This is a genomic window from Oryzobacter faecalis (assembly GCF_046764005.1).
Lineage (GTDB): Bacteria > Actinomycetota > Actinomycetes > Actinomycetales > Dermatophilaceae > Oryzobacter > Oryzobacter faecalis.
In genome coordinates, this window is record NZ_JBKOFW010000002.1 from 49414 (window position 1) to 70850 (window position 21437).

Genomic DNA, 21437 nt, shown 5'->3' on the forward strand with positions numbered 1-21437 from the left:
CGGTGGCCTCGTTCACGACGTCGACCCACTCCGCCGCCACGGTGACGGCGGGGGTCGACGAGGTGTGGGCCGCCCTCACCGACCCGGAGCTGCTCGCGCGCCTCACCCCGTTCCTCCACCGGGTCACCCCGCAGGGTGATGACCACTGGGTGTGGGAGCTGTCGAAGGTCCCCGTCCTCGGGGGCAGCTACTCGTTCGCCTTCCGTGAGCGGATGACCTTCGACGAGCCGCACCGCATCGAGTTCACCCACGACCCGGCGCCCGGCGCGAAGGAGGCCGCCGGGGTCGAGGGCTGGTACGCGCTCTCGCGGCGCGGCGGGCACACGCACCTCGAGACCTCGCTCGCCATCACCGTCGACCTGCCGGTGCCCGGGCTGCTGCGGCCGGCGGTGACGACCGCGATGAAGGGGGTCGTCGTCCTCATGGGCCAGCGGTTCTCGGCGCACCTCCTGCAGCACCTGGACGCCCGGCCGGTCTGAACCCTCGACACGGAGTTGGCGGATGCCGCCGGCGCGCCTATAGTTGCTTGCTGCAAGCAATCAATCTGTGGAGGGCGCCGTGAACGCCGACGAGACCCGGGCCGGGACACCGACGCTCGCCCTCGGCGACGACCTCGTCCGGGTCGTCAAGCTCCTCCACGTCGTGCGCCAGCACGCGCCGCGCCAGCACCCGCAGGTCGACCCGATGGCCTACCCGCTGCTGTTCAACCTCAAGGGCGGGTCGCTGCGCGTCTCGGCCCTCGCCGAGCTGCTCCACTCCGACGTCTCCACGGTGAGCCGCCAGGTGTCGACCCTCGTCGACCTCGGGTTCGTCACGCGCGGGCCCGACCCGGACGACGGTCGCGCCCAGGCGCTCACCCTCACCGCCGAGGGCGAGTCCCTGCTCGTCGCGATCCGCGACAGCCGCGACACCTGGATCCGCGGCCTGCTGGCCGACTGGGACGACGCCGACGTCGCCACCTTCTCCGCGCACCTGCGCCACTTCGCCTCGAACCTCGAGGCCTCCCTCGCCGAGCTCACCCGGAGGACCGACCGATGACCGCCAACCCCGAGGAGCCCCTGACCCACCGGCAGATCGTCACGATCCTGCTCGGGCTGATGACGGGCATGTTCCTCGCCGCCCTCGACCAGACGATCGTCGCGACGGCCATCCGCACCATCGCCGACGACCTCAAGGGCCTCGAGCACCAGGCCTGGGCGACGACCGCGTACCTCATCACCTCGACGATCGTCACCCCGCTCTACGGCAAGCTCGGTGACATCTACGGCCGCAAGAAGCTGTTCGTCACGGCGATCAGCGTCTTCGTCATCGGATCGGTGCTGTGCACGTTCGCCACCTCGATGGGCACCCTCGCCGTGTACCGCGCGGTCCAGGGCCTCGGGGCCGGCGGCCTGTTCTCGCTCGCGCTCGCCATCATCGGCGACATCGTCCCGCCGCGGGAGCGCGCCAAGTACCAGGGCTACTTCCTCGCCGTGTTCGGCACCTCGTCGGTCCTCGGCCCGGTCGTCGGCGGCTTCCTCGCCGGCGCCGACTCCATCCTCGGCATCACCGGCTGGCGATGGGTCTTCCTCGTCAACGTGCCGGTCGGCATCATCGCCCTGCTCGTCGTCTCACGGACCCTGCACCTGCGCCACCAGCGCCTCGACCACCGCATCGACTGGCTCGGCGCGGCCTTCCTGTCGGTCTCGCTCGTGCCGCTGCTGCTCGTCGCCGAGCAGGGCCGCGAGTGGGGCTGGACCTCGACGAACGCCCTCGTCTGCTACGTCGTCGGTCTCGCCGGCGCGGTCGCCTTCTTCGTCCAGGAGGCGCGGATGGGCGACGAGGCGATCCTCCCGCTGTCGATCTTCCGCAACCGCACGGTCGGGGTGTCGTCGGTCGCGTCGGTCCTCATCGGGGTCGCGATGTTCGGCGGGCTCGCCGCCCTGCCCCTCTACCTGCAGATCGTCAAGGGCGCGACGCCCACCGAGGCCGGCCTGCTGCTGCTCCCGATGACGCTGGGCATCATGGCCGGGTCGGTGCTGTCGGGGCAGGTCATCAGCCGCACCGGTCGCTACCGGAAGTTCCCGATCATCGGGTCCGCGCTGCTCACGGTGTCGCTGTTCGTCTTCCACTACGTCGAGTTCGACACCCCGCTGTGGCAGACGATGCTCGTCATGGTCGCCTTCGGCCTCGGGCTCGGCTTCAACTTCCAGCCGCTCACCCTCGCCGTCCAGAACGCCGTGCCGCCGCAGCAGATCGGCGTCGCGACCTCGACGGCAACCTTCACCCGCCAGATCGGCGGCACCCTCGGGACCGCGGTCTTCCTCTCGATCCTGTTCTCGCAGGCCGGGGAGCGGATCGCCGTCGCCGTGGAGGCCGCGGTGCCGACGGCCGACTTCCAGGCGGCGCTGCGCGACCCCGCGAACGCGGCGTTCGCCGAGCAGCTCCGGTCACAGGGCGGCGGAGCGAGTGCGACCTCCGGTGTGCTGCAGGACAGCTCGTTCCTCACCGACCTCGACGAGCGGCTGGCGCGCCCCTTCCTCGTCGGGTTCTCCGAGGCGATGGACTCGGTCTTCCTCGTCGGCGCCGCCGTCATGGTGTTCGGCTTCCTCGTCATGCTGCTCCTGCCGCACGTCGAGCTCCGCAAGGGGTCGGCCTACACCGAGCGCGGCTCGAAGCCGGCGGAGGACGCCCCGGCGGCCGCCCCCCACTGACCTGAGTCGCATCAACTTTCCCGCCTGATGCGGAAACTTTCGGTTGAACACCAGAACCTTCGGTGGAACACCCCGAACTTCCGGGTGCCCCACCGAAGGTTCTGGCATCAGGCGAAAAAGTTGTGACCCGGCCGGTCGGTCAGCGGTGGGCCAGGAGGGCCGGGAGGCCGCGGAGGTCGGGGGCCGTGCGGTGCGCCCCGGCATCCTCGAGGTCGCGTCCCCCGAAGGAGGTCGTGATGCCGACGACCGTCCCGACCCCGGCGGCCACGGCGGCCCGCACGCCGTTGGGCGCGTCCTCGCAGGCGAGCGCCAGCGCGGGGTCGACGCCGAGGAGACGGCAGGCGCTCGCGTAGCCCTCGGGGTGCGGCTTGCCGTCCGCGACGTCGTCGCGCGTGACGAGCGAGGCGAAGCGGTCGAGGCCGCCGAGGGGGGCGAGGACCTTCTCGGCCCAGGCGAGGTTCGCCGAGGTGACCAGGGCGACCGGCAGCCCCGCGGAGGCCGCGTGGTCGAGGAGCTCGGCCGCCCCGGGCACGGGTTCGGGCAGCCGGTCAGCCGGCATCGCGGCGACCGCCTCCGCGAAGAGCACCTGGGCGTCCAGCCCGCGCCACGGCCCGTCGACCGTCGCGAAGACGTCGTCGGCCCGGCGCCCGATGAACAGCGCCGAGACCTCGTCGGTGTACTCCCACCCGCGCGAGCGGTACCAGGCGGCGAACCCCTCGCGGTGGATCGGCTCGGAGTCGACGAGCGTGCCGTCGAGGTCGAGGAGGAGCGCCGCGACGCCGGGCGCCGTCACGCCTCCGCCGGCCAGCGGAAGAGGACGTCGCCCGGCGCGACGTCCTCACCGACGGCCCCGCTCGAGACCGCGCCCGGCTTGGTGTCGAGGACGCAGAGCAGCACCATCGGGCTGAGGTCGCGGCCTGCGACGTCCTCGGGGTCCCACGAGGTCACCGGCTGGCCGGCCTCGACGCGCGACTTCTCCTCGACGAGGAGCTCGAACCCGGCGCCGCCGAGCCTGACCGTGTCGATGCCGAGGTGGACGAGGATCCCGGCGCCGTCGTCGGTGACGACGACGTAGGCGTGCGGGTGGAGCTTGACGACCGTGCCGGCGACCGGCGAGACGGCGTCGGCCCGCCCGCCGGTGGGCTCGATGGCGACGCCCGAGCCGACCATCTCGGCGGCGAACACCGGGTCGGGCGCCTCGGAGAGCGGGCGGACCCGGCCCGCGACGGGTGCGAGGACCTCGCTCACATCAGGTCCTCGATGTCCTCGGCGAGGTTGTCGGCCTCGGGGCCGACGACGACCTGGACGACGGACCCGCTCGCGATGACGCCGTGCGCACCGGCGGCCTTCAGCGCCGCCTCGTCGACCTTCGAGGGGTCCTTGACCTCGGTACGGAGGCGGGTGATGCACGGCTCGATCTCGACGATGTTCTCGGCGCCGCCGAGGCCCGCGATGATCTGCTCTGCCTTGCTGCTCATGTCGTGTCCTTCCGGGACGGTCGGGGCTGCGTCTCGTGCCGAGTGTCGTGGAGCCCGCCGCCCGCCGCCAGTGCCCGGTGGTTGACAGCGGCGTCGCGGAGGTGCATCCTCCTCACTGGTACGCACTGGACCGTACCAGTTGGAACCACCCCCGTCGAGAGGTTCTCCGCACCGTGGCCGACACCGCCGTCGCCGCCCGTCGCATCACCGACGGAGCCCGGCCGAAGCACGCGCAGCTGCGCGACGTGCTCGCCGCGATGGCCGCCACCGAGCTCGAGGCCGACACCGCCATCCCGTCCGAGCGCGAGCTCATGGAGGCCTACGGCGTCTCGCGGGCCACGGTGCGCCGCGCCATCGAGTCGCTCATCACCGAGGGCCTGCTGAGGCGGGTCCAGGGCAAGGGCACCTTCGTCGCCCGGCCGCGCGTCGAGTCCCACCTCCACCTCGCCTCGTTCACCGAGGACATGCGCCGACGCGGGCTCGAGCCGTCGACCCGCGTCGTGCGCGCCGACGCCGCCGAGCCGCCCGCCGACGTCGCCCGCTTCCTCGGCCTCGGACCCGGCGAGGCCGCCTGGCGCCTCGAGCGGGTCCGCCTCGCCGGCGGGGAGCCGATGGCGTTCGAGGCCAGCTGGTACGCCAGGGCCCTCCTCCCGGGGCTGGACCGGCACGACCTCACCGGCTCGCTCTACACGATCCTCGGCTCCGAGTACGGCCTCGCCATCGACACCGCCGAGCAGACGGTCTGGGCCGAGGTCGCCGACGACCGGCTCGCCCGCCACCTCGCCATCGAGGTCGGGGCCCCCGTCATGGCCTTCGACCGGCACGGGATGTCGGCCGGCCGCCCCCTCGAACGCGCCGTGAGCCACTACCGCGGCGACCGCTACCAGCTGCACGTCTCCCTCGACAGCACGATGCCCCACCACCACCGAAAGGACACGCGATGACGACCGTCGACGCGACCGCCGGAGAGTCCGGCAAGAAGCGCCTCAACCTGGCGCCGATCCAGAAGTTCGGTCGGAGCCTGATGCTCCCGATCGCCGCCCTCCCGGTTGCCGCGCTGCTCCTGCGCTTCGGTGCCCCGGACATGCTCGGGGCCGACGGCCTCGGGTGGGACCAGGTCGCCGCCGTGCTCTTCGCCGGTGGCAACGCCCTCTTCGCGAACCTGCCGCTGCTGTTCTGCGTCGGTGTCGCCATCGGCATGGCGAAGAAGTCGGACGGCTCGACCGCCCTGGCCGCCGTCGTCGGCTACCTCGTCTTCAAGGGCGTCGGCGACGCGATGTCGCCGCTCGTCAACGGCGCCGCGGCCGAGGGCGAGGACCAGAAGCTCGTCAACTACGGCGTGCTGGGCGGCATCCTCTGCGGCCTCATCGCGGCCAGGCTGTGGGAGAGGTACCACCGCAAGTCGCTTCCGACCTACCTCGCGTTCTTCGGCGGCCGGCGCTTCGTGCCGATCATCACGGCGTTCGCGACCCTCGTCCTCGCCGTCCTCATGAGCCTGGTCTACCCCGCCTTCGACGCCGGGCTCACCGCCGTCGGTGAGTGGGTGGCGAACAACTCGATCACCGGTGGCTTCGTCTACGGCACGCTCAACCGCCTGCTCATCCCGCTCGGCCTGCACCACATCCTCAACTCGGTGCCGTGGTTCATCCTCGGCGAGTACACGACCCCGGCCGGCGACGTCGTCCACGGCGACATCGCCCGATTCCTCGCCGGTGACGAGACCGCCGGTGCCTTCATGACCGGCTTCTTCCCGATCATGATGTTCGCCCTCCCGGCCGCCGCCCTCGCCATCTGGCAGGAGGCCAAGCCGGCCGCGAAGAAGGCCGTCGGCGGCATCATGATCTCCGCCGCGCTCACCTCGTTCCTCACCGGGATCACCGAGCCGCTCGAGTTCGCGTTCATGTTCGTCGCGTGGCCGCTCTACGTCATCCACGCCGTCCTGACCGGCTCCTCGCTGGCCATCGCGAACGCGCTGGGCATCCGGGACGGGTTCGGGTTCAGCGCCGGTCTCACCGACTTCCTGCTCAACCTCGGCATCGCGGAGAAGCCGTTCCTCCTCGTCGTCATGGGACTGGTGTACGCCGTCGTCTACTACGTGCTTTTCCGCTTCGTCATCCGCAAGTGGAACCTGCGCACCCCCGGCCGCGAGGCCGAGGGCGAGGAGTCCGTCGCGTTCGACCCGGAGGTCGCCCCGGCCGAGGCCACGGCCGGCTCGGGTTCGCGCTCGGGCTCGGGTTCCGGCTCGGACTCCGGCCGCACGGGCTGAGCATGCTCCACACCGCCGACCGCGTGGTGCTGCCCACCGGCTCCGTCGAGCCGGGCTGGGTGGAGCTGCGCGGGGAGCACGTCACCGGCGCCGGCGGGGGTCTCCCGCCGGCGCCGGCCGTGCACCTCCCCGGGACGCTGGTCCCCGGCTTCGTCGACCAGCACTGCCACGGCGGCGGCGGCGCCTCCTTCACGACCGGCGACCCCGACGAGGCCGCTCGCGTCATCGGCACCCACCGGGCCCGCGGGACGACCTCGCTCGTCGCCAGCCTCGTCACGGACACCGTCGAGCGGCTCGAGGCGCACGTGCGGGCGCTGGCTCCGCTCGTCCGCTCCGGAGGCCTCGTCGGCCTCCACCTCGAGGGGCCGTGGCTCAGCCCGAACCACTGCGGCGCGCACGACCCCTCGCTCCTGCGCGCGCCCGACCCCGTCGAGGTCGCGCGCGTCCTCCACGCCGCCGACGGGGCCGTGCGGATGGTGACGCTCGCCCCCGAGCTCGACGGCGGGCTCGATGCCGTGCGGCTGCTCGCCGCGCGCGGTGTGGTCGCGGCGCTGGGGCACACCGACGCCCGGTTCGACGTCTCCCGTGCGGCGATCGACGCCGGCGTGACCGTCGGGACGCACCTGTTCAACGCGATGCGCGGCGTGCACCACCGCGAGCCCGGGCCGGTCCTGGCGCTCGCCGGTGACGAGCGCGTCGTCGTCGAGCTCATCGCCGACGGCATCCACCTGCACCCCGAGGTGCTCCGCTGGGCCGCGGCCGCCACGCCCGGTCGCTTCGCCCTCGTCACCGACGCGATGGGGGCGGCCGGGGCCGCCGACGGCGACTACGTCCTCGGGCCGGCTGCGGTCCAGGTGCGCGAGGGGGTCGCGCGGCTCACCGAGGGCGGCGCCATCGCGGGCAGCACCCTGACGATGGACCGCGCGCTCCGCTACGCCGTCACCGAGGCCGGGGTGCCGTTCGACCTCGCCGTCGAGGCCGCCACCGCGACGCCGGCGCGCGTCCTCGGCCTCACCGACGTCGGGTCGATCGCCATGGGCAAGCGGGCGGACCTCGTCCAGCTCGACGAGGACCTCGAGGTCGTCGCCGTCATGCACCGCGGCGCCTGGCTCTCCTGAGCGGCCGTCGGCCCTTCGAGGTGTCCGGCCGGTGCATGACGCTCTCCGAATACCTCGACCCCTTCGGGGCCGTGGGTCGAGGAGGCGACTCAGGCGGGCGGGGTGGGAGGCGCGGGGATGCCGGCGCTCGCGTCCTCGGCCCGCTCGAGGTGCCGGTACCTGACGAGGATGATGACGAGGGCGAGCGCACCGGCGGCGACGGGCACCGCGTAGGCCCGCTGGGCGCCCCACGCCTCGATCGCCCAGCCGCCGACCGCGGAGCCGGCGGAGATGCCGATGAGGATGCCCGTGACCGCGACCGCCATGCCCTCCGTGACGAGCGCGCGCGGGACGAGCTTCTGCGAGAGCGACAGGCTCGTGATGAGCATGGGCGCGGTCGCCGAGCCCGCGACGACCATGATGACCGCCAGCGGCCAGAGGCCTCCGGCGAAGAGGGCGGGCACCTCGAGGACGAACATCGCCGCAGCGGCCAGGGCGAGGCGACGGGTGAGGCTCGTGGTGAACACCCTTGTCCCGAAGACGATCCCGGCCACGGTCGATCCCGCGGCGAACCCGCCGAGGATGACGCTCGAGAAGCTCGTGCTGCCGAGCTCCTTGGCGAACGCGACGGCGATGACCTCGTTGGCACCGAAGATCACACCCGTCATGACGAGGGCGGTCGCGACGGTCAGCAGCCCGGGGCGGCGGATGGCGAGCCCACCGGGCCGCTCCCCGTGCGGCACCACCGGCGGCTCGGTCGCGCGGGCGGACAGGAAGGTCACGCACCCCACGGTGAACAGGACGGTCGCGAGGACGAGGCCCGCCTCCGGGAACCACAGGGTCGAGACGAGCACGGCGAGGACGGGACCGAGGACGAACGAGGCCTCGTCGGCGACCTGCTCGAACGCCATCGCCGTGTGCAGTCGGTCGGGTTCGTCGGAGTAGATGTGCGCCCAGCGGGCCCTCGACATCGGGCCCGGCTCCGGGAGGACGGCGCTGAGGCCGTAGAGGACGAACAGGGTCCAGGCGGGTGCCCCGAGGGCCGAGCAGGCGACGACGCCGGCGGACGCCACCGCCGACAACGCCACGAACGGCAGCGCGACCCGCCGCTGGCCGTGCTTGTCGACGAGCCGGCCCAGCACCGGCCCGGCGACCGCCAGCACGGCGAGGCCCACCGCGGAGACGGCGCCCGCGAGGCCGAAGGACCCGCGGCGCTCGCTGATCATGACGATGACGGCGACACCGAACATCGCGCCGCCGGTGCGGGAGAAGGCGGTTCCGGCGATGAACGGCAGCGCTCCGGGGACCCTGAACAGGGGTGCGTAGGCGGACAGCATCAGCGGAACGCGGCCTCGCCGGTGAGGGCCTGCCCGATGACGAGCGTGTGCATCTCGACGGTCCCCTCGTAGGTGAGGACCGACTCGAGGTTGTTCGCGTGCCGCATGACGGGGAACTCGCCGCTGACCCCGTTGGCCCCCAGGACGGTCCGCGCGGTCCGGCAGATCTCGATGGCCTTGGAGATGTTGTTGTACTTGCCGACCGAGACCTGCTCGGGGCGCAGGCCGACGGTGTCCTTGCGGCGGCCCAGGTGCAGGGCGAGGAGCTGACCGAGCTGCAGCTCGACGGCCATGTTCGCGAGCTTGGCCTGGGTCAGCTGGAACCCGGCGATGGGTCGCCCGAACTGGACCCGCTCCATCGAGTACCGGCGCGCGGCGTCGAGCGAGGACCTGGCCGCACCGAGCGACCCCCACACGATGCCGTAGCGCGCCTCCGACAGACAGGCGAGCGGACCCCTGAGCCCGGCGACACCGGGGAACACGGCACCCGCCGGGAGTCGGACGTCCTCGAACGTCAGCTCGGCGGTGACCGAGGCCCGCAGCGACATCTTGTTCTTGATCGTGTGCGCGCTGAATCCCGTTGTGTCCGTGGGAACCACGAAGCCGCGGATACCACCGTTCTCCTCACCTGCGTTGGCCCAGACGACCGCGACGTCGGCGACCGAGCCGTTGGTGATCCACGTCTTCGATCCGCTGAGGACCCAGTCGTCGCCGTCGCGGCGGGCGCGCGTCCTCATCGAGGCGGGGTCGGACCCGTGGTCGGGCTCGGTGAGGCCGAAGCACCCGATGGCCTCGCCGGCCGCCATCCGGGGCAGCCACTCCTGCTTCTGCTCCTCGGTGCCGAAGCGCCAGATCGCGAACATCGCGAGGCTGCCCTGCACGGAGACCAGCGAGCGGATGCCGGAGTCGCTGGCCTCCAGCTCGAGGCAGGCGAGGCCGTAGTCGACGGACGACATCCCGGCGCATCCGTACCCGTCGAGGTGCATGCCGAGGAGGCCGACCTTGCCGAACTCACGGGCCAGCTCGCGGACGACGGGCAGCTCGCCCTTCTCGTACCACTCCATGACGAACGGGTCGACGTGCTCGGCGCACACCGCCCGGGTCGCCGCGCGGACCGCCTTCTCCTCGTCGGTGAGCAGGACGTCGACGTCGACGAGGTCGAGGGGGTCGGACGGACGCTTCGGCATCGACGACGGGGCGCTCATGCCCCCATTCTGGCGGGTCGCACCGAGCGGGCCCGACCCTGCCGTATCACCGGCCGCGCCGTCGGCTCCTGACAGAGGTGACGGACCGTCCGGTCCGTCGTCGCGCGAAGGAGTCCGTCGTGGCCGAGCAGCCGTGCCGGAGGCCGTCCCCCACCGGGGACCGGGGCCTCGCACCGGTCATCCCGCTGCGCCGCCGCGCGGCCGCCGAGCCCTCCGAGGCCGGCCGCGAGCCCACTCCGGTCCACCGCAGCCTCCACGACGACCTCGTGCGGCTGCACGAGATGGAGCGCCTCGCCGAGGCGTTGACCGACCCGGTGGCGCGGATCCGGCTCACCGCCGTCGTCGACGAGGCCTTCGCCCGCGTCCTCGAGGCGGCCTTCCCCGGTCCGGCGCCGCGACGTCAGGGACGGGCGGATGCCGCCCCGAGGAGGGCGGCGAGGCCGAGGGCGCTGCGCGGGTCGTAGGCCGAGCGCCACAGGCCGCCGTGCGCGGCCCCCCACGCCTCGTCCTGCCACGGGTGCTCCAGGGCGGGAGGGCCCGCGACGAGGTCGTGGACGAGGAGCGCCGCCATCAGCGTGTTCGCGGTGCCCGGCTCGAAGACCTCGACGCCGAACCGGTGCGCCCCCGCGTAGGCCGCCGCCAGCGCCCGGTTCTTCACGACCGACCGGGTGCGGGTGGGCGGCGCGATCTTGAACGACACCGTGGCGCCCTCGGCCCGGGCCGTCGTGGCCCGCCACCGCTGGAGCCGCTTGGCGAGCAGGTAGTTCGGGCCCTGCTGGAGGACGACCGAGTCGTTGAGCCCGGGATCCTCGCCCGGCCGGTAGTTGCGTCGCAGCAGGCGACCGCCGGACAGCGTGCGCAGGGGCACGCGCAGCACCTTCGAGGTCCGCCGGGCGGCGTAGGCCCGGACACTGGCCTCGACCGCCTCGCCGGGGACGGCGAAGACGTCGGTGGGGGTCGCGAGGAAGGCGAGGGCGGTGTCGGGGCGGGCGCCGCGGACCGTGCGGGTCAGGGCGTCGACGGCGGTGCTGACGCGCACGTTCGTCGCGCCGTCGGCGTAGACGTAGTTGCCGAGGACGAGCCCTCCCTCGACGCCGGCGACCCAGCCGGTGGCCGTCGGGAGGTCGTGGACCAGGTCGACGCCGGCCCGTTCCGCGAGCGCGGACCTGCCGGGCAGGGCGGGGACGAGCACGCGCCCGGCGCCGGTGCGGGCCTCCTCGAGGACACGGCCCCACAGCTCCGGGCGGGGCAGGTCGACGGCGGCGACCGTGGCGCCCCATCGCAGGAGGGCGCGCAGCGGGCCCATCTCGGCGCCCGCCCCGAGGACGACGACGGTGCGGCCCTCGAGCCGCAGCCACGAGGGGTTCTCGAGGACGGCCGTCACGGCCTCGCGCAGGCTCGGCTCGACGACGCCGTCGGCCACCCACGTGTCGAGCTGGCGGCGCAGGTCGTCGCCGGCGAGTCGGCGGCCGCGGTAGGGCAGGGTCAGGGCGGTGTCCGCCCGGCCGGTGCCCTCGACGACCTCGGTGCCGAGCCGGTCGGCCGGGCTGCCGGCCACCCCGCCGAGGGCGGCGTCGAGGCGCACCTCGCGCCCGTCGGGGTCACGCCACCTCATCCGCTCGTGCAGGGAGGCCAGGCCGGCGGCGGCGACGGCGCGGGCGTCCTCCGGCCTGGCCAGCCCGGCCTCGACGAGCCGCCGGAAGTGGGTGAGGTAGCCGCTGCGCCAGCTGGTCTCGCGGGCGGCAGCCGCGGCCCCGACCGGGTCGACGGGGGCGAGGGCATCGGCGACGACGGCCCGTCCGGTGGCGGCCGTGGACCGGCGCCCGTCGACCTGGGGGAAGACGACTCCGGTGGGCTCGCTCACCCGTCGACCCTACCGAGCGTGCGGTCGCGCCGCGCCACGACGTCGGGTGGTCGCAGCGCCGGGCCGACGGACCGCCGGACGCCCGGGCCGACGTGGCGAGGCACCGGAACCTTCGGTGGGACCCCCCGACGTTCGGGGTGCCCCACCGAAGGTTCCGGCATCAGGCGGGAAAGTCGGGACTCAGCCCCAGACGAGGCCGCGGGACGGGTCGTTGAGCAGCGCCGCGACGTCGGCGAGGTAGCGGCTGCCGAGCTCGCCGTCGACGAGCCTGTGGTCGAAGGAGAGCGCGAGGGTGGTGACCCAGCGCGGCTCGATCGACTCGCTGCCGTCGGCACCCGTGACGACCCACGGCCGGCGGTTGACGGCGCCGAACGCGAGGATCGCCGCCTCCCCCGGGTTGAGGATCGGGGTGCCGGCGTCGACGCCGAAGACGCCGACGTTCGTGATGGTGATAGTCCCGCCGGACATCTCCGCCGGCTGGGTGCGCCCCTCGCGCGCGGTGGCGGTGAGGGCGCCGATGGCCTCGGCGAGCTCGCGCATCGACATGCGGTCGGCGTCCTTGACGTTCGGGACGACGAGGCCGCGCGGTGTGGCGGCGGCGATGCCGAGGTTGACGTAGTGCTTGAGGACGATCTCCTGCGCCCCCTCGTCCCAGGACGCGTTGATCTCGGGGTTGCGACGGACGGCGACGCACATGGCCTTGGCGAGGACGAGCAGGGGCGTCACCTTGACGTCCCTGAACTCCTTGTCCTTCTTCAGCCGGTCGACGAGCTCCATCGTCGCGGTGACGTCGACGGTGACCCACTCGGTGACGTGCGGTGCGGTGAACGCGGAGCCCACCATCGCCTGGGCCGTCATCTTCCGCACGCCCTTGACGGGGACGCGGGTTTCCCGCTCACCCGGGACCAATGCGGCGGGAGCCGCGGCGGTCGCCGCCGGGGCGGCCGCACCGGAGGCGTGCGCCTCGACGTCGGCGCGGGTGACGACGCCACCGGGCCCGCTCGGGGCGACCGAGCCGAGGTCGACGCCGAGGTCCTTCGCGAGCTTGCGGACCGGCGGCTTGGCGAGTGCCCGCGCACCCTCGCCGCGGGTCAAGATCGCCCTATTGGTCGATGTTGACCCGCCATCGGTCGCGAGTCCCTCCGGGGCGAGCTCGAGCGGCTCGATGGCGACCTCGTTGGCCTCCGCCTTCAGGTCGGGGGCATCGACCTCGACCGGGACGTCGGAGCCCTTGCGCGGGCGGCGCTTGGCCTCGGTCTGCTTGACGCCGTAGCCGACGAGGACGGCGGTGCGACCCGTGGAGGTCGTGCCGCCGATGAGGCCCTCCTCGACCTGCTCGGCGGCCGGGGGCGCGTCGGCGGACGAGGCAGCCGGCGCGGTCGCCTCGGCACCCGACCCACCGGCCGGCGCCGCAGCGCCCCCGCCCTGGCCGTCCTCGACGGCGATGATCGGCGTGCCGACCTCGACCGTGGAGCCCTCCTCGACGAGCAGCGCCGAGACGGTGCCGGCGAACGGCACCGGCAGCTCGACGAGCGACTTGGCCGTCTCGATCTCGACGACGATGTCGTTGACCTTCACGACGTCGCCGACCTTCACGTGCCAGGTGACGATGTCTGCCTCGGTGAGGCCCTCACCGGGGTCGGGCAGACGGAACTCACGAAGTGCCATGTGCGACAACCCCTCTCAGTAGGCGAGCGAACGGTCGACGGCGTCGAGGACGCGGTCGAGGTCGGGCAGGAACTCCTCCTCGAGGCGGCTCGGCGGGTACGGCACGTTGTAGCCGCCGACCCGCAGCACGGGCGCCTCGAGCGAGTAGAAGGCCTGCTCGGTGACGAGCGCGGAGATCTCGGACCCGAGCCCGAGGAAGGTCGACGCCTCGTGGACGACGACCGCCCGTCCGGTCTTGCGAACGGACGTGAGGACGGCCGTCTCGTCGAGCGGGGACAGCGAGCGGAGGTCGATCACCTCGAGGCTGCGGCCCTCCTCCTCGGCGGCCTGCGCGGCCTGGAGGCAGGTCTTCACCATCGGCCCGTAGGCGAGGAGGGTGACGTCGCTGCCCTCGCGCAGGACGCGGGCGGTGCCGAGCGCGCCGTCGGGCGCAGCGCCCACCTCGCCCTTGTCCCAGTACCGGCGCTTGGGCTCGTAGAAGACGACCGGGTCGTCGGTCTCGATCGCCTGCTGGATCATCCAGTGCGCGTCGTGCGGGTTCGAGCAGACGACGACCCGCAGGCCGGCGGTGTGCGCGAAGTAGGCCTCGTTGCTCTCGCTGTGGTGCTCGACCGCGCCGATGCCCCCACCGAAGGGGATGCGGACGACGATCGGCATCGACACGTAGCCGAGCGAGCGGGCCCGCAGCTTGGCGATCTGGCTGACGATGTGGTCGAACGCCGGGTAGACGAAGCCGTCGAACTGGATCTCGACGACGGGGCGGTACCCGCGCAGCGCCATCCCGATCGCCGTGCCCATGATCCCGGCCTCGGCGAGCGGGGTGTCGATGACGCGGTCCTCGCCGAAGTCCTTCTGCAGGCCCTCGGTGACGCGGAAGACGCCACCGAGCTTGCCGATGTCCTCACCGAGGAGCACGACCTTGGGGTCCTTCTCCATGGCGGCGCGCAGGCCGCTCGTGATGCCCTTGGCGATCGTCGTCTGGCTCATCGGTGCGCCCCCTCGAACGACGCCTGGTAGGCGAGGAACTCGGCCCGCTCGCGCTCCATCACGGGGTGCGCCTCGGCGTAGACGTGGTCGAACATCTCCGAGCCGGCGGGGTCGGGCATCGCGAGGCACCGCTCGCGGATGCCGGCGCCGAGCTCGGCGGCCTCCTCGTCGACGGCCTCGAGGAAGTCGGTGTCGGCGCGGCCGGTCGTGGTGAGCCAGCGCTTGAAGCGCTCGATGGGGTCGCGGTGCTTCCACACCTCGACCTCGGCGCTGACGCGGTACTTCGAGGGGTCGTCGGAGGTGGTGTGGGCGCCCATCCGGTACGTGAAGGCCTCGATGAACGTGGGCCCCTGACCACTGCGGGCGGCGTCGAGGGCGGCCTTGGTGACCGCGTAGACCGCGAGGACGTCGTTGCCGTCGACCCGGATTCCGGGGAAGCCGAAGCCGCGCGCGCGGTGGTAGAGCGGGGCGCGGGTCTGCTTCTCGTTCGGCTCGGAGATGGCCCACTGGTTGTTCTGGCAGAAGAACACGACCGGGCTGTTGTTGACGCCCGCGAACACCAGGGCCTCCGACACGTCGCCTTGGGACGTGGCGCCGTCGCCGAAGTAGGCGATGACGGCGGTGTCACGGTCGTCGTCGCCCGTGCCGACGTTGCCGTCGCGCTGCACGCCCATCGCGTAGCCCGTGGCGTGCAGGGTCTGGGCGCCGATGATGATCGTGTAGAGGTGGAAGTTCTTCTCGTTGGGGTCCCAGCCGCCGTGGTTGACCCCGCGGAACATCCCCAGGAGGTTGACCGGGTCGACCCCGCGGCACCAGGCGACACCGTGCTCGCGGTAGGTGGGGAACGCGTAGTCCTGGGGCCTCAGCGCACGGCCGGACCCGACCTGCGCGGCCTCCTGCCCGAGGAGGCTGGCCCACAGGCCCAGCTCGCCCTGGCGCTGGAGCGCGGTGGCCTCGGCGTCGAAGCGCCGGATGAGGACGAGGTCGCGGTAGAACCCGCGCAGCTCCTCGTCCGAGAGGGCGTCGACCACGGCGTCGTGGTCGGGGTGGCTGACGCGCTCGCCCTCGGGGTTGAGCAGCTGGACCATCTCGGGGCCGCCGTCCTGGACGGGGCGCTCGGGGGCCTCGGCACGCGTGACGTGGTGGTCCACGCCGAACGCCGTCTCGAGGGGGGCGACCTCGTTGTCGCTCACTGGGCACTCCTTCTCCGGGCGTCCGTGGTGACGGGCGCCGCGTCGGGGCCGGGGTCCGCGGTGGGCACGGCCCGCGCGGACCCTCGGCAGGGTCGTCGTGACCGTTGGTGCTGGGTGTGGCGACGGTCACTGCCGGGTGTCGGGTCCACCGTACCGGTGGGTGCCGCGATCCCACGAAGCCGCTGGTCGGGGGTGGGGAGGCCACCCTGCGCGGGTGCGTGGAAACACGCTCGCGCCCGACGGGCCACCGGGTCTACCGTCGGGCCATGTCCGACGCAGGGGAGGACGCCGCGCTCGTCGACGCCGTCGAGGCGGTCGTGTCGTCCACGACGTTCTCGGGTGCCGTGCGGGTCGACCGGGCCGGCACGACGCTCCTCGACGCCGCGTACGGCCTCGCCGACCGCCGCCACGGGGTCGCGGCGACGCCGGCGACGAGGTTCGGCATCGCGAGCGGCACCAAGGGGCTGACCGCCCTCGCCGTGCTCTCCCTCGTGGCCGACGGCACGCTCTCGCTCGACACCCGGGTGCGCGACCTCCTCGGGTCCGACCTGCCGCTCGTCGACGGCGCCGTGACGGTCGAGCACCTCCTCTCGCACCACTCGGGCATCGGCGACTACGTCGACGAGGAGGCCGTGCCCGAGGTCACCGACCACGTCCTCCGGGTGCCGGTGCACACCCTGACCACGGCCGAGGACTACCTCGCTGTCCTCGACGGGCTGCCGCAGGTGTCGCCGCCCGGTGAGCGGTTCACCTACAACAACAGCGGGTTCGTCGTGCTGGCGATCGTCGCCGGACGTGCCGCGCGGGTGACCTTCGAGGACCTCGTCCTCGACCGCGTCTGCGGCCCGGCCGGGATGGGCGCCACGGCCTTCCTCCGCTCCGACGAGCTGCCCGGCGACGCCGCGACCGGCTACCTGTGGGCCGACCGGCCGCGCACGAACGTCCTCCACCTGCCGGTCGTCGGCAGCGGCGACGGCGGGGCGTACACGACGACCGCCGACGTCCTCGCGCTGTGGCGGGCCTTCTTCGCGGGCGCCGTGGTGCCCATGTCGCTCATGGAGGACGCGATGACGTCCCGCGCCACCACCGAGTCGGGCTCGCGCTACGGCCTCGGGTTCTGGCTGGGTGCGGAGGACGGCGTCGCGGGCCTGGTCGGGAGCGACGCGGGGGTGTCGTTCCGGACGGTCCACGACCGCCGGGCCGACCTCACGTGGACGGTGGTGTCGAACACCAGCGAGGGCGCCTGGCCCGTCGCCCGCGCCCTCGCCGCCTCGCTCGCGGGGCCTCAGGCGTAGGCCTGCTCCCCGGGGGCGAGGACGCGCAGCCAGCGGCCCCGGTGCCCGTCGGCCCGGAGCTCGACCCGTCCGGACGGCGGCAGCTCGACGTCGGGTTCGCCGTCGAGGACGTCGCGCAGCACCGAGCCCTCGGGGACCCGGCCCAGCTCCAGGGTCACGACGGCGTCCTCCGCGGCGAGGTTGTGCAGCGCGAGGAGGCGCCACTGGTCGACGCGGCACACGTGCGCCAGCACGGAGGGCACCGCGTGGTCGAGCACCTCGACCTCCGACCACCCGATCTGCGGCATCTGGCGGTAGCGGCGGATGAGGGTGCGGACGAAGCTCCAGAGGCTGGCGGGGTCCTGCCGCTGGTCGGCCGCGTTGACGTGCTCGGGTGCGGACAGGCCGGTCGGCAGGGGACGCGTCAGCCGCCGCTTCGGCGCCGACGAGAAGCCGCCGTTGGGTCCGGTGTCCCACTGCATCGGGGTGCGCACGGCGAGGCGGCCCTCGATGTCGAGGTTCTCCCCCATGCCGATCTCCTCGCCGTAGAACAGGGTCGGCGTTCCGGGCAGCGAGAACATCAGCGAGTACACGAGCCGGACGCGGCGCTCGTCGCCGCCGAGCATCGTCGGCAGCCTCCGCCGCAGGCCACGCCCGTACAGCTGCATCCCGGGGTCGGGGCCGAACGCGGCGAAGACCTCCTTGCGCTCGGCCATCGGCAGCTTGTCGAGGGTGAGCTCGTCGTGGTTGCGGACGAAGTTGGCCCACTGGCTCGTCTCGTCGAGGTGCGGCCGGACCCGCAGGGCGTCCGCGAGCGGCCGGGCGTCCTCACGCGCCAGCGACAGGTAGAGCCGCTGCATCCCGATGAAGTCGAACTGCAGGTTGAGGCCGTCGCCGTCGGCCCCGCCGAAGAAGTCCTTCTGCTGGTCGTAGGGCAGGTTGACCTCCCCGAGGAGCGCGGCGTCGCCGAGTCGCCTCGTGACGAAGTCGCGCACGTCCTTGAGGTAGCGCTGCGGGTTGAAGCCGCCCGGCTCGGAGCCGGGGTAGGTGTCGGTCGCGAAGAGGAAGGGGACCGCGTCGATGCGGAAGCCGGCGACCCCCAGCTCGAGCCAGAACCCCAGCGTTCGCGAGATCTCCTCCTGGACAGCGGGGTTGGCGACGTTGAGGTCGGGCTGTGTCCTGTAGAAGTGGTGGAGGTACCACTCGCCGGTCTTGTCGTCGCGCTCCCAGATGCTGTCCTCCTGGTCGGGGAAGACGACCTCGGCCTTGCTGCTGCGGGGCTTGGTGGCCGACCAGACGTAGTGCTGCCGGTACGGGTCGTCGACGCTGCGACGGGCGCTCCTGAACCACGGGTGCCGGTCCGAGGTGTGGTTCATGACGAAGTCGACGATGACGCGGATGCCGCGGCTGCGGGCCGTCCGGACGAGCTCGACGAAGTCGCCGTGGGTCCCGAGCCGCGGGTCGACGCCGAAGAAGTCGGTGATGTCGTACCCGTCGTCGCGTCCGGCGGTCGGGTAGAACGGCATGAGCCACAGGCAGGTGATGCCGAGGTCGGCGAGGTACTCGATGCGCTCGGTCATCCCGCGCAGGTCGCCGATGCCGTCGCCGTCGCTGTCCTGGAAGGTCTCGACGTCGGCGCAGTAGAAGACGGCCGACTTCCACCACACGTCGCCGGTCTGGCTCATCCTCATCGGGCGTCCTCCTCGCGCTCGACGGGCCTGCGGTCGGTGACGGCGGGCGGCGGGGGGAGGGGGCTCAGCTGGGGGAGGACGTGCTCGCCGAAGGTGTCGATGAAGGCCTCCTGCTCCTGCCCCACGTGGTGCAGGTAGACCTCGTCCCAGCCCTGCTCGACGTACTCGTGGATCCACGCCGCGTGCTGCGCGGGGTCGGCGGAGACGCGGACGACCTCGGCCACCTGCCCGGGGGTCACCGTGGCCGCCATCGTGTCGAAGGCCTCGACCGTCTCGGTGTCCCACGAGACCGGGGGGCCGTGGACGTTGCTGCGCCACTGGTCGTGCGCGATGGCGAGCGCCTCGTCCTCGGTCGGGGCCCAGCTCAGGTGCACCTGGAGGCGGGCCGCGCCGCGCCCTCCGGCGTCGCGGTAGGCGTCGAGGACGCGCCGGAGGGTCTCGAGGGGCTGGTTGACGGTGACCAGGCCGTCGGCCCACGCCGCGTGCCGCGCCGCAGTGCCGGGGGTGACCGCGGGTCCGATGAGCGGCGGCACGGTGTCCGGGAGGCTCCAGAGGCGCCCGCGGTTCACCCGCACGAGCCCGTCGTGGTTGACCTCCTCCCCTGAGAGCAGGCGGCGGATGACGTCGACGCACTCGACCAGTCGCGCGTCACGGACCTCCTTGCGGGGCCACTCGTCACCGGTGACGCGCTCGTTGCTCGCCTCGCCGGAGCCCAGGGCGGCCCAGAACCGTCCGGGGAACATGCTCGCCAGGGTCGCGATCGCCTGGGCGACGATCGCCGGGTGGTACCGCTGGCCCGGTGCGTTGACGACGCCGAACGGCAGGCTCGTCGTCGCGAGCGCGGCCCCGAGGAAGGACCAGGCGAACCCGGACTCCCCCTGGCGCTCGGACCACGGCGAGAGGTGGTCCGAGCTCATCGCCGCGGTGAAACCGGCCCGCTCGGCGTGCTGGACGTCGCGCAGGAGCGTGCCCGGCGGGACCTGTTCGTGGGAGCAGTGGAACCCGATGACCGTCATCCGGTCATCCTTGCCACTCCTCCGCCCCGGATGGGCGTTGGTGACGACCCGGTCGGTGGGTCAGGCGGAGCGGGTCGCGAGGAAGCGCCCCGCGACCTCGACGAGGCGGTCGTTCGCCTCGCGCTCGGCGATCGTCGCGCGGGCGCCGTCGGTGCCGTACGGGCGCACCGTGAGGCCGGCGGCCTCGCACGCGGCGGCGAACGCGGCGGTGTCCTCGCCGAGCCCGAACCACACGAAGTTGGCCTGCTGGTCGGGGAGGTCCCACCCCTGCTCGCGCAGCGCGTCGACGACCCGCTCGCGCTCGGCGACGAGCTCCTTGACGCGCACCTCGAGCTCGTCGGCCGCCTCGAGCGAGGCGACCGCGGCCGCCTGGGCGAGCGAGTTGACACCGAAGGGGATCGCGGCCTTGCGCAGTGCCGCCGCGACCGGCTCGTGCGCGACGGCGTACCCGACCCGCAGCCCGGCCAGCCCGTAGGCCTTGGAGAAGGTCCGCAGGACGGCGACGTTGGGTCGCGCCCGGTGGATGGCGAGGGCGTCGGGTGAGTCGGGGGCGGTGACGAACTCGACGTAGGCCTCGTCGAGGACGACGAGGACGTCCTCCGGCACGCGGTCGAGGAAGCGCTCGAGCTCGTCGGCGCCGACGGTCGTCCCCGTGGGGTTGTTCGGCGTGCAGACGAGGACGAGGCGGGTGCGCTCGGTGACGGCGTCGGCCATCGCGTCGAGGTCGTGGCGCGCTCCAGGGGCGAGGGGCACCTGGACCGGTGTCGCGCCGGAGAGCGTCACGAGGATGGGGTAGGCCTCGAAGGAGCGCCAGGCGAAGACGACCTCGTCACCCGGCCCGCACGTGGCCGCGACGAGCTGTCCGAGGACGCCGACCGACCCCGGGCCGGTGGCGATCCGCGCCGCCGGGACGTCGAGCCGCGCCGCGAGGGCCTCGGTCAGGCCCGTGACCGCCATGTCCGGGTAGCGGTTCACCGACTCGGCGGCCTTCCTCAGCACCTCGAGCACCGACGGCAGCGGTGGGAAGGGGTTCTCGTTGCTGCTGACCTTGTAGGCCGTGACGCCCTCCGGCGCGGAGGCGGGGCGCCCCGGGGTGTAGGCGGGCAGGGCGTCGAGGGCGGCACGCAGCCGCACCGGCGTCGGGTCGGTCATGCCGCCCACTGTAGGACCGCCCCGGAGGGCCACCCGCCGCCCTCCCTGCCGGCGGGTGGCCGGTCCCGCGCGCCGGGCGCCTCCGAAGGGAGGTCTCCCGTCGCGCGACCTGCCACACTGCGCGGGTGAAGAACTTCCTCATCCGCGTCGTCATCAACGGCATCGCCCTGTGGGTCGCCGCCCTCGTCATCGACGGGGTCGACCTCGCGGAGGGCGACTCGTCCTGGGGCCGCAAGCTGCTGACGATCGGGCTCGTCGCCCTCCTGTTCGGGCTGGTGAACGCCGTCATCAAGCCGATCGTCAAGCTGCTCTCGCTGCCGTTCATCGTGCTGACGCTGGGGCTCTTCACGTTCGTCGTCAACGCGCTCATGCTCCAGATCACCGAGTGGATCGGCGGTGCGCTCGACCTCTCCTTCGGCATCGACCACTTCTGGTGGGACGCCGTGATGGCCGCCGTCGTCATCACGCTCGTCTCCTGGGTCCTCAGCGTCGTCCTCCCCGACGACGACTGACCGG

General features: G+C 73.0%; 21 protein-coding genes. 9 read left to right on the forward strand and 12 right to left on the reverse strand.

Features of this window, described 5'->3' with window-relative positions:
- The first annotated feature begins 2 nt into the window (after window positions 1–2).
- The 3 genes from ACK8HX_RS04095 to ACK8HX_RS04105 all read left to right on the forward strand — a co-directional run bounded on the left by ACK8HX_RS04095 (window position 3) and on the right by ACK8HX_RS04105 (window position 2693).
- Complete coding sequence (locus ACK8HX_RS04095; protein WP_411939388.1) at window positions 3–479, forward strand: SRPBCC family protein; 477 nt, start codon at window positions 3–5, stop codon at window positions 477–479.
- Window positions 480–558: 79 nt separating this feature from the next.
- A complete protein-coding gene (locus tag ACK8HX_RS04100) occupies window positions 559–1038 on the forward strand; it encodes a MarR family winged helix-turn-helix transcriptional regulator (protein ID WP_411939389.1) in 480 nt (159 codons plus the stop codon).
- Window positions 1035–2693, forward strand: coding sequence for an MDR family MFS transporter (locus tag ACK8HX_RS04105; RefSeq protein WP_411939390.1), 1659 nt, complete (start codon window positions 1035–1037; stop codon window positions 2691–2693). The genes ACK8HX_RS04100 and ACK8HX_RS04105 overlap by 4 nt, the downstream gene beginning before the upstream one ends.
- Before the next feature lie 139 nt (window positions 2694–2832).
- On the opposite strand, the gene ACK8HX_RS04110 is transcribed toward ACK8HX_RS04105, so the two are convergent.
- The 3 genes from ACK8HX_RS04110 to ACK8HX_RS04120 are packed head-to-tail and all read right to left on the reverse strand — an operon-like array spanning window position 2833 to window position 4297.
- Window positions 2833–3486, reverse strand: a complete 654-nt coding sequence (locus ACK8HX_RS04110; protein WP_411939391.1) for an HAD family hydrolase — start codon at window positions 3484–3486, stop codon at window positions 2833–2835.
- On the reverse strand, window positions 3483–3941 hold the full coding sequence (locus ACK8HX_RS04115; RefSeq protein ID WP_411939392.1) for a PTS sugar transporter subunit IIA: 459 nt from the start codon (window positions 3939–3941) through the stop codon (window positions 3483–3485). The genes ACK8HX_RS04110 and ACK8HX_RS04115 overlap by 4 nt, the downstream gene beginning before the upstream one ends.
- Window positions 3938–4297 (reverse strand): glucose PTS transporter subunit EIIB, encoded by a 360-nt coding sequence (locus ACK8HX_RS04120; protein ID WP_411939393.1) that lies wholly within the window; start codon window positions 4295–4297, stop codon window positions 3938–3940. The genes ACK8HX_RS04115 and ACK8HX_RS04120 overlap by 4 nt, the downstream gene beginning before the upstream one ends.
- A 47-nt stretch (window positions 4298–4344) precedes the next feature.
- Between ACK8HX_RS04120 and ACK8HX_RS04125 the strand changes: the two genes are divergently transcribed.
- Genes ACK8HX_RS04125 through nagA form a run of 3 tightly spaced genes read left to right on the forward strand, consistent with a single transcriptional unit; the run spans window position 4345 to window position 7555 of the window.
- Window positions 4345–5115 (forward strand): GntR family transcriptional regulator, encoded by a 771-nt coding sequence (locus ACK8HX_RS04125; RefSeq protein WP_411939394.1) that lies wholly within the window; start codon window positions 4345–4347, stop codon window positions 5113–5115.
- Window positions 5112–6437: a PTS transporter subunit EIIC gene (locus ACK8HX_RS04130; RefSeq protein WP_411939395.1), complete on the forward strand. Its 1326-nt coding sequence runs from the start codon at window positions 5112–5114 to the stop codon at window positions 6435–6437. Before ACK8HX_RS04125 ends, ACK8HX_RS04130 begins: the two co-directional genes overlap by 4 nt.
- Before the next feature lie 2 nt (window positions 6438–6439).
- Window positions 6440–7555 carry an N-acetylglucosamine-6-phosphate deacetylase gene (gene nagA, locus ACK8HX_RS04135; RefSeq protein WP_411939396.1) on the forward strand — a complete coding sequence of 372 codons (1116 nt, stop codon included), beginning with the start codon at window positions 6440–6442 and terminating at the stop codon, window positions 7553–7555.
- An 89-nt stretch (window positions 7556–7644) separates the two neighbouring features.
- Here the strand turns inward: nagA and ACK8HX_RS04140 are convergent, their stop codons facing one another.
- Both ACK8HX_RS04140 and ACK8HX_RS04145 read right to left on the reverse strand, forming a co-directional pair.
- Window positions 7645–8871 (reverse strand): MFS transporter, encoded by a 1227-nt coding sequence (locus ACK8HX_RS04140; protein ID WP_411939397.1) that lies wholly within the window; start codon window positions 8869–8871, stop codon window positions 7645–7647.
- Complete coding sequence (locus ACK8HX_RS04145) at window positions 8871–10076, reverse strand: acyl-CoA dehydrogenase family protein (protein WP_411939398.1); 1206 nt, start codon at window positions 10074–10076, stop codon at window positions 8871–8873. Before ACK8HX_RS04145 ends, ACK8HX_RS04140 begins: the two co-directional genes overlap by 1 nt.
- Before the next feature lie 119 nt (window positions 10077–10195).
- On the opposite strand from ACK8HX_RS04145, the gene ACK8HX_RS04150 reads away from it, so the two are divergent.
- Window positions 10196–10540 (forward strand): hypothetical protein, encoded by a 345-nt coding sequence (locus ACK8HX_RS04150; RefSeq protein ID WP_411939399.1) that lies wholly within the window; start codon window positions 10196–10198, stop codon window positions 10538–10540.
- Here ACK8HX_RS04150 and ACK8HX_RS04155 read toward each other — a convergent pair.
- From ACK8HX_RS04155 to pdhA, 4 genes are all read right to left on the reverse strand, one after another.
- Entirely contained in the window at window positions 10477–11940 is a 1464-nt protein-coding gene (locus ACK8HX_RS04155; protein WP_411939400.1) for a Rossmann-fold NAD(P)-binding domain-containing protein, read from the reverse strand. The two genes, ACK8HX_RS04150 and ACK8HX_RS04155, sit on opposite strands and share 64 nt — an antisense overlap.
- A 180-nt stretch (window positions 11941–12120) precedes the next feature.
- Window positions 12121–13608 (reverse strand): dihydrolipoamide acetyltransferase family protein, encoded by a 1488-nt coding sequence (locus ACK8HX_RS04160; protein ID WP_411939401.1) that lies wholly within the window; start codon window positions 13606–13608, stop codon window positions 12121–12123.
- Window positions 13609–13623: 15 nt separating this feature from the next.
- Entirely contained in the window at window positions 13624–14595 is a 972-nt protein-coding gene (locus tag ACK8HX_RS04165; RefSeq protein ID WP_411939402.1) for an alpha-ketoacid dehydrogenase subunit beta, read from the reverse strand.
- Window positions 14592–15788 carry a pyruvate dehydrogenase (acetyl-transferring) E1 component subunit alpha gene (pdhA, locus tag ACK8HX_RS04170; RefSeq protein WP_411939403.1) on the reverse strand — a complete coding sequence of 399 codons (1197 nt, stop codon included), beginning with the start codon at window positions 15786–15788 and terminating at the stop codon, window positions 14592–14594. The genes ACK8HX_RS04165 and pdhA overlap by 4 nt, the downstream gene beginning before the upstream one ends.
- 266 nt (window positions 15789–16054) lie before the next feature.
- Between pdhA and ACK8HX_RS04175 the strand changes: the two genes are divergently transcribed.
- Entirely contained in the window at window positions 16055–17083 is a 1029-nt protein-coding gene (locus ACK8HX_RS04175; protein ID WP_411939404.1) for a serine hydrolase domain-containing protein, read from the forward strand.
- Here ACK8HX_RS04175 and ACK8HX_RS04180 read toward each other — a convergent pair.
- Genes ACK8HX_RS04180 through hisC form a run of 3 tightly spaced genes read right to left on the reverse strand, consistent with a single transcriptional unit; the run spans window position 17074 to window position 20921 of the window.
- Entirely contained in the window at window positions 17074–18753 is a 1680-nt protein-coding gene (locus ACK8HX_RS04180; protein ID WP_411939405.1) for an alpha-amylase family protein, read from the reverse strand. The genes ACK8HX_RS04175 and ACK8HX_RS04180 overlap by 10 nt on opposite strands.
- On the reverse strand, window positions 18750–19769 hold the full coding sequence (locus ACK8HX_RS04185; protein ID WP_411939406.1) for a TIGR03885 family FMN-dependent LLM class oxidoreductase: 1020 nt from the start codon (window positions 19767–19769) through the stop codon (window positions 18750–18752). Before ACK8HX_RS04185 ends, ACK8HX_RS04180 begins: the two co-directional genes overlap by 4 nt.
- 60 nt (window positions 19770–19829) lie before the next feature.
- Window positions 19830–20921: a histidinol-phosphate transaminase gene (gene hisC / locus ACK8HX_RS04190; protein WP_411939407.1), complete on the reverse strand. Its 1092-nt coding sequence runs from the start codon at window positions 20919–20921 to the stop codon at window positions 19830–19832.
- 125 nt (window positions 20922–21046) lie between these two features.
- Between hisC and ACK8HX_RS04195 the strand changes: the two genes are divergently transcribed.
- Entirely contained in the window at window positions 21047–21433 is a 387-nt protein-coding gene (locus tag ACK8HX_RS04195) for a phage holin family protein (protein WP_411939408.1), read from the forward strand.
- The last annotated feature ends 4 nt before the right edge of the window (window positions 21434–21437 follow it).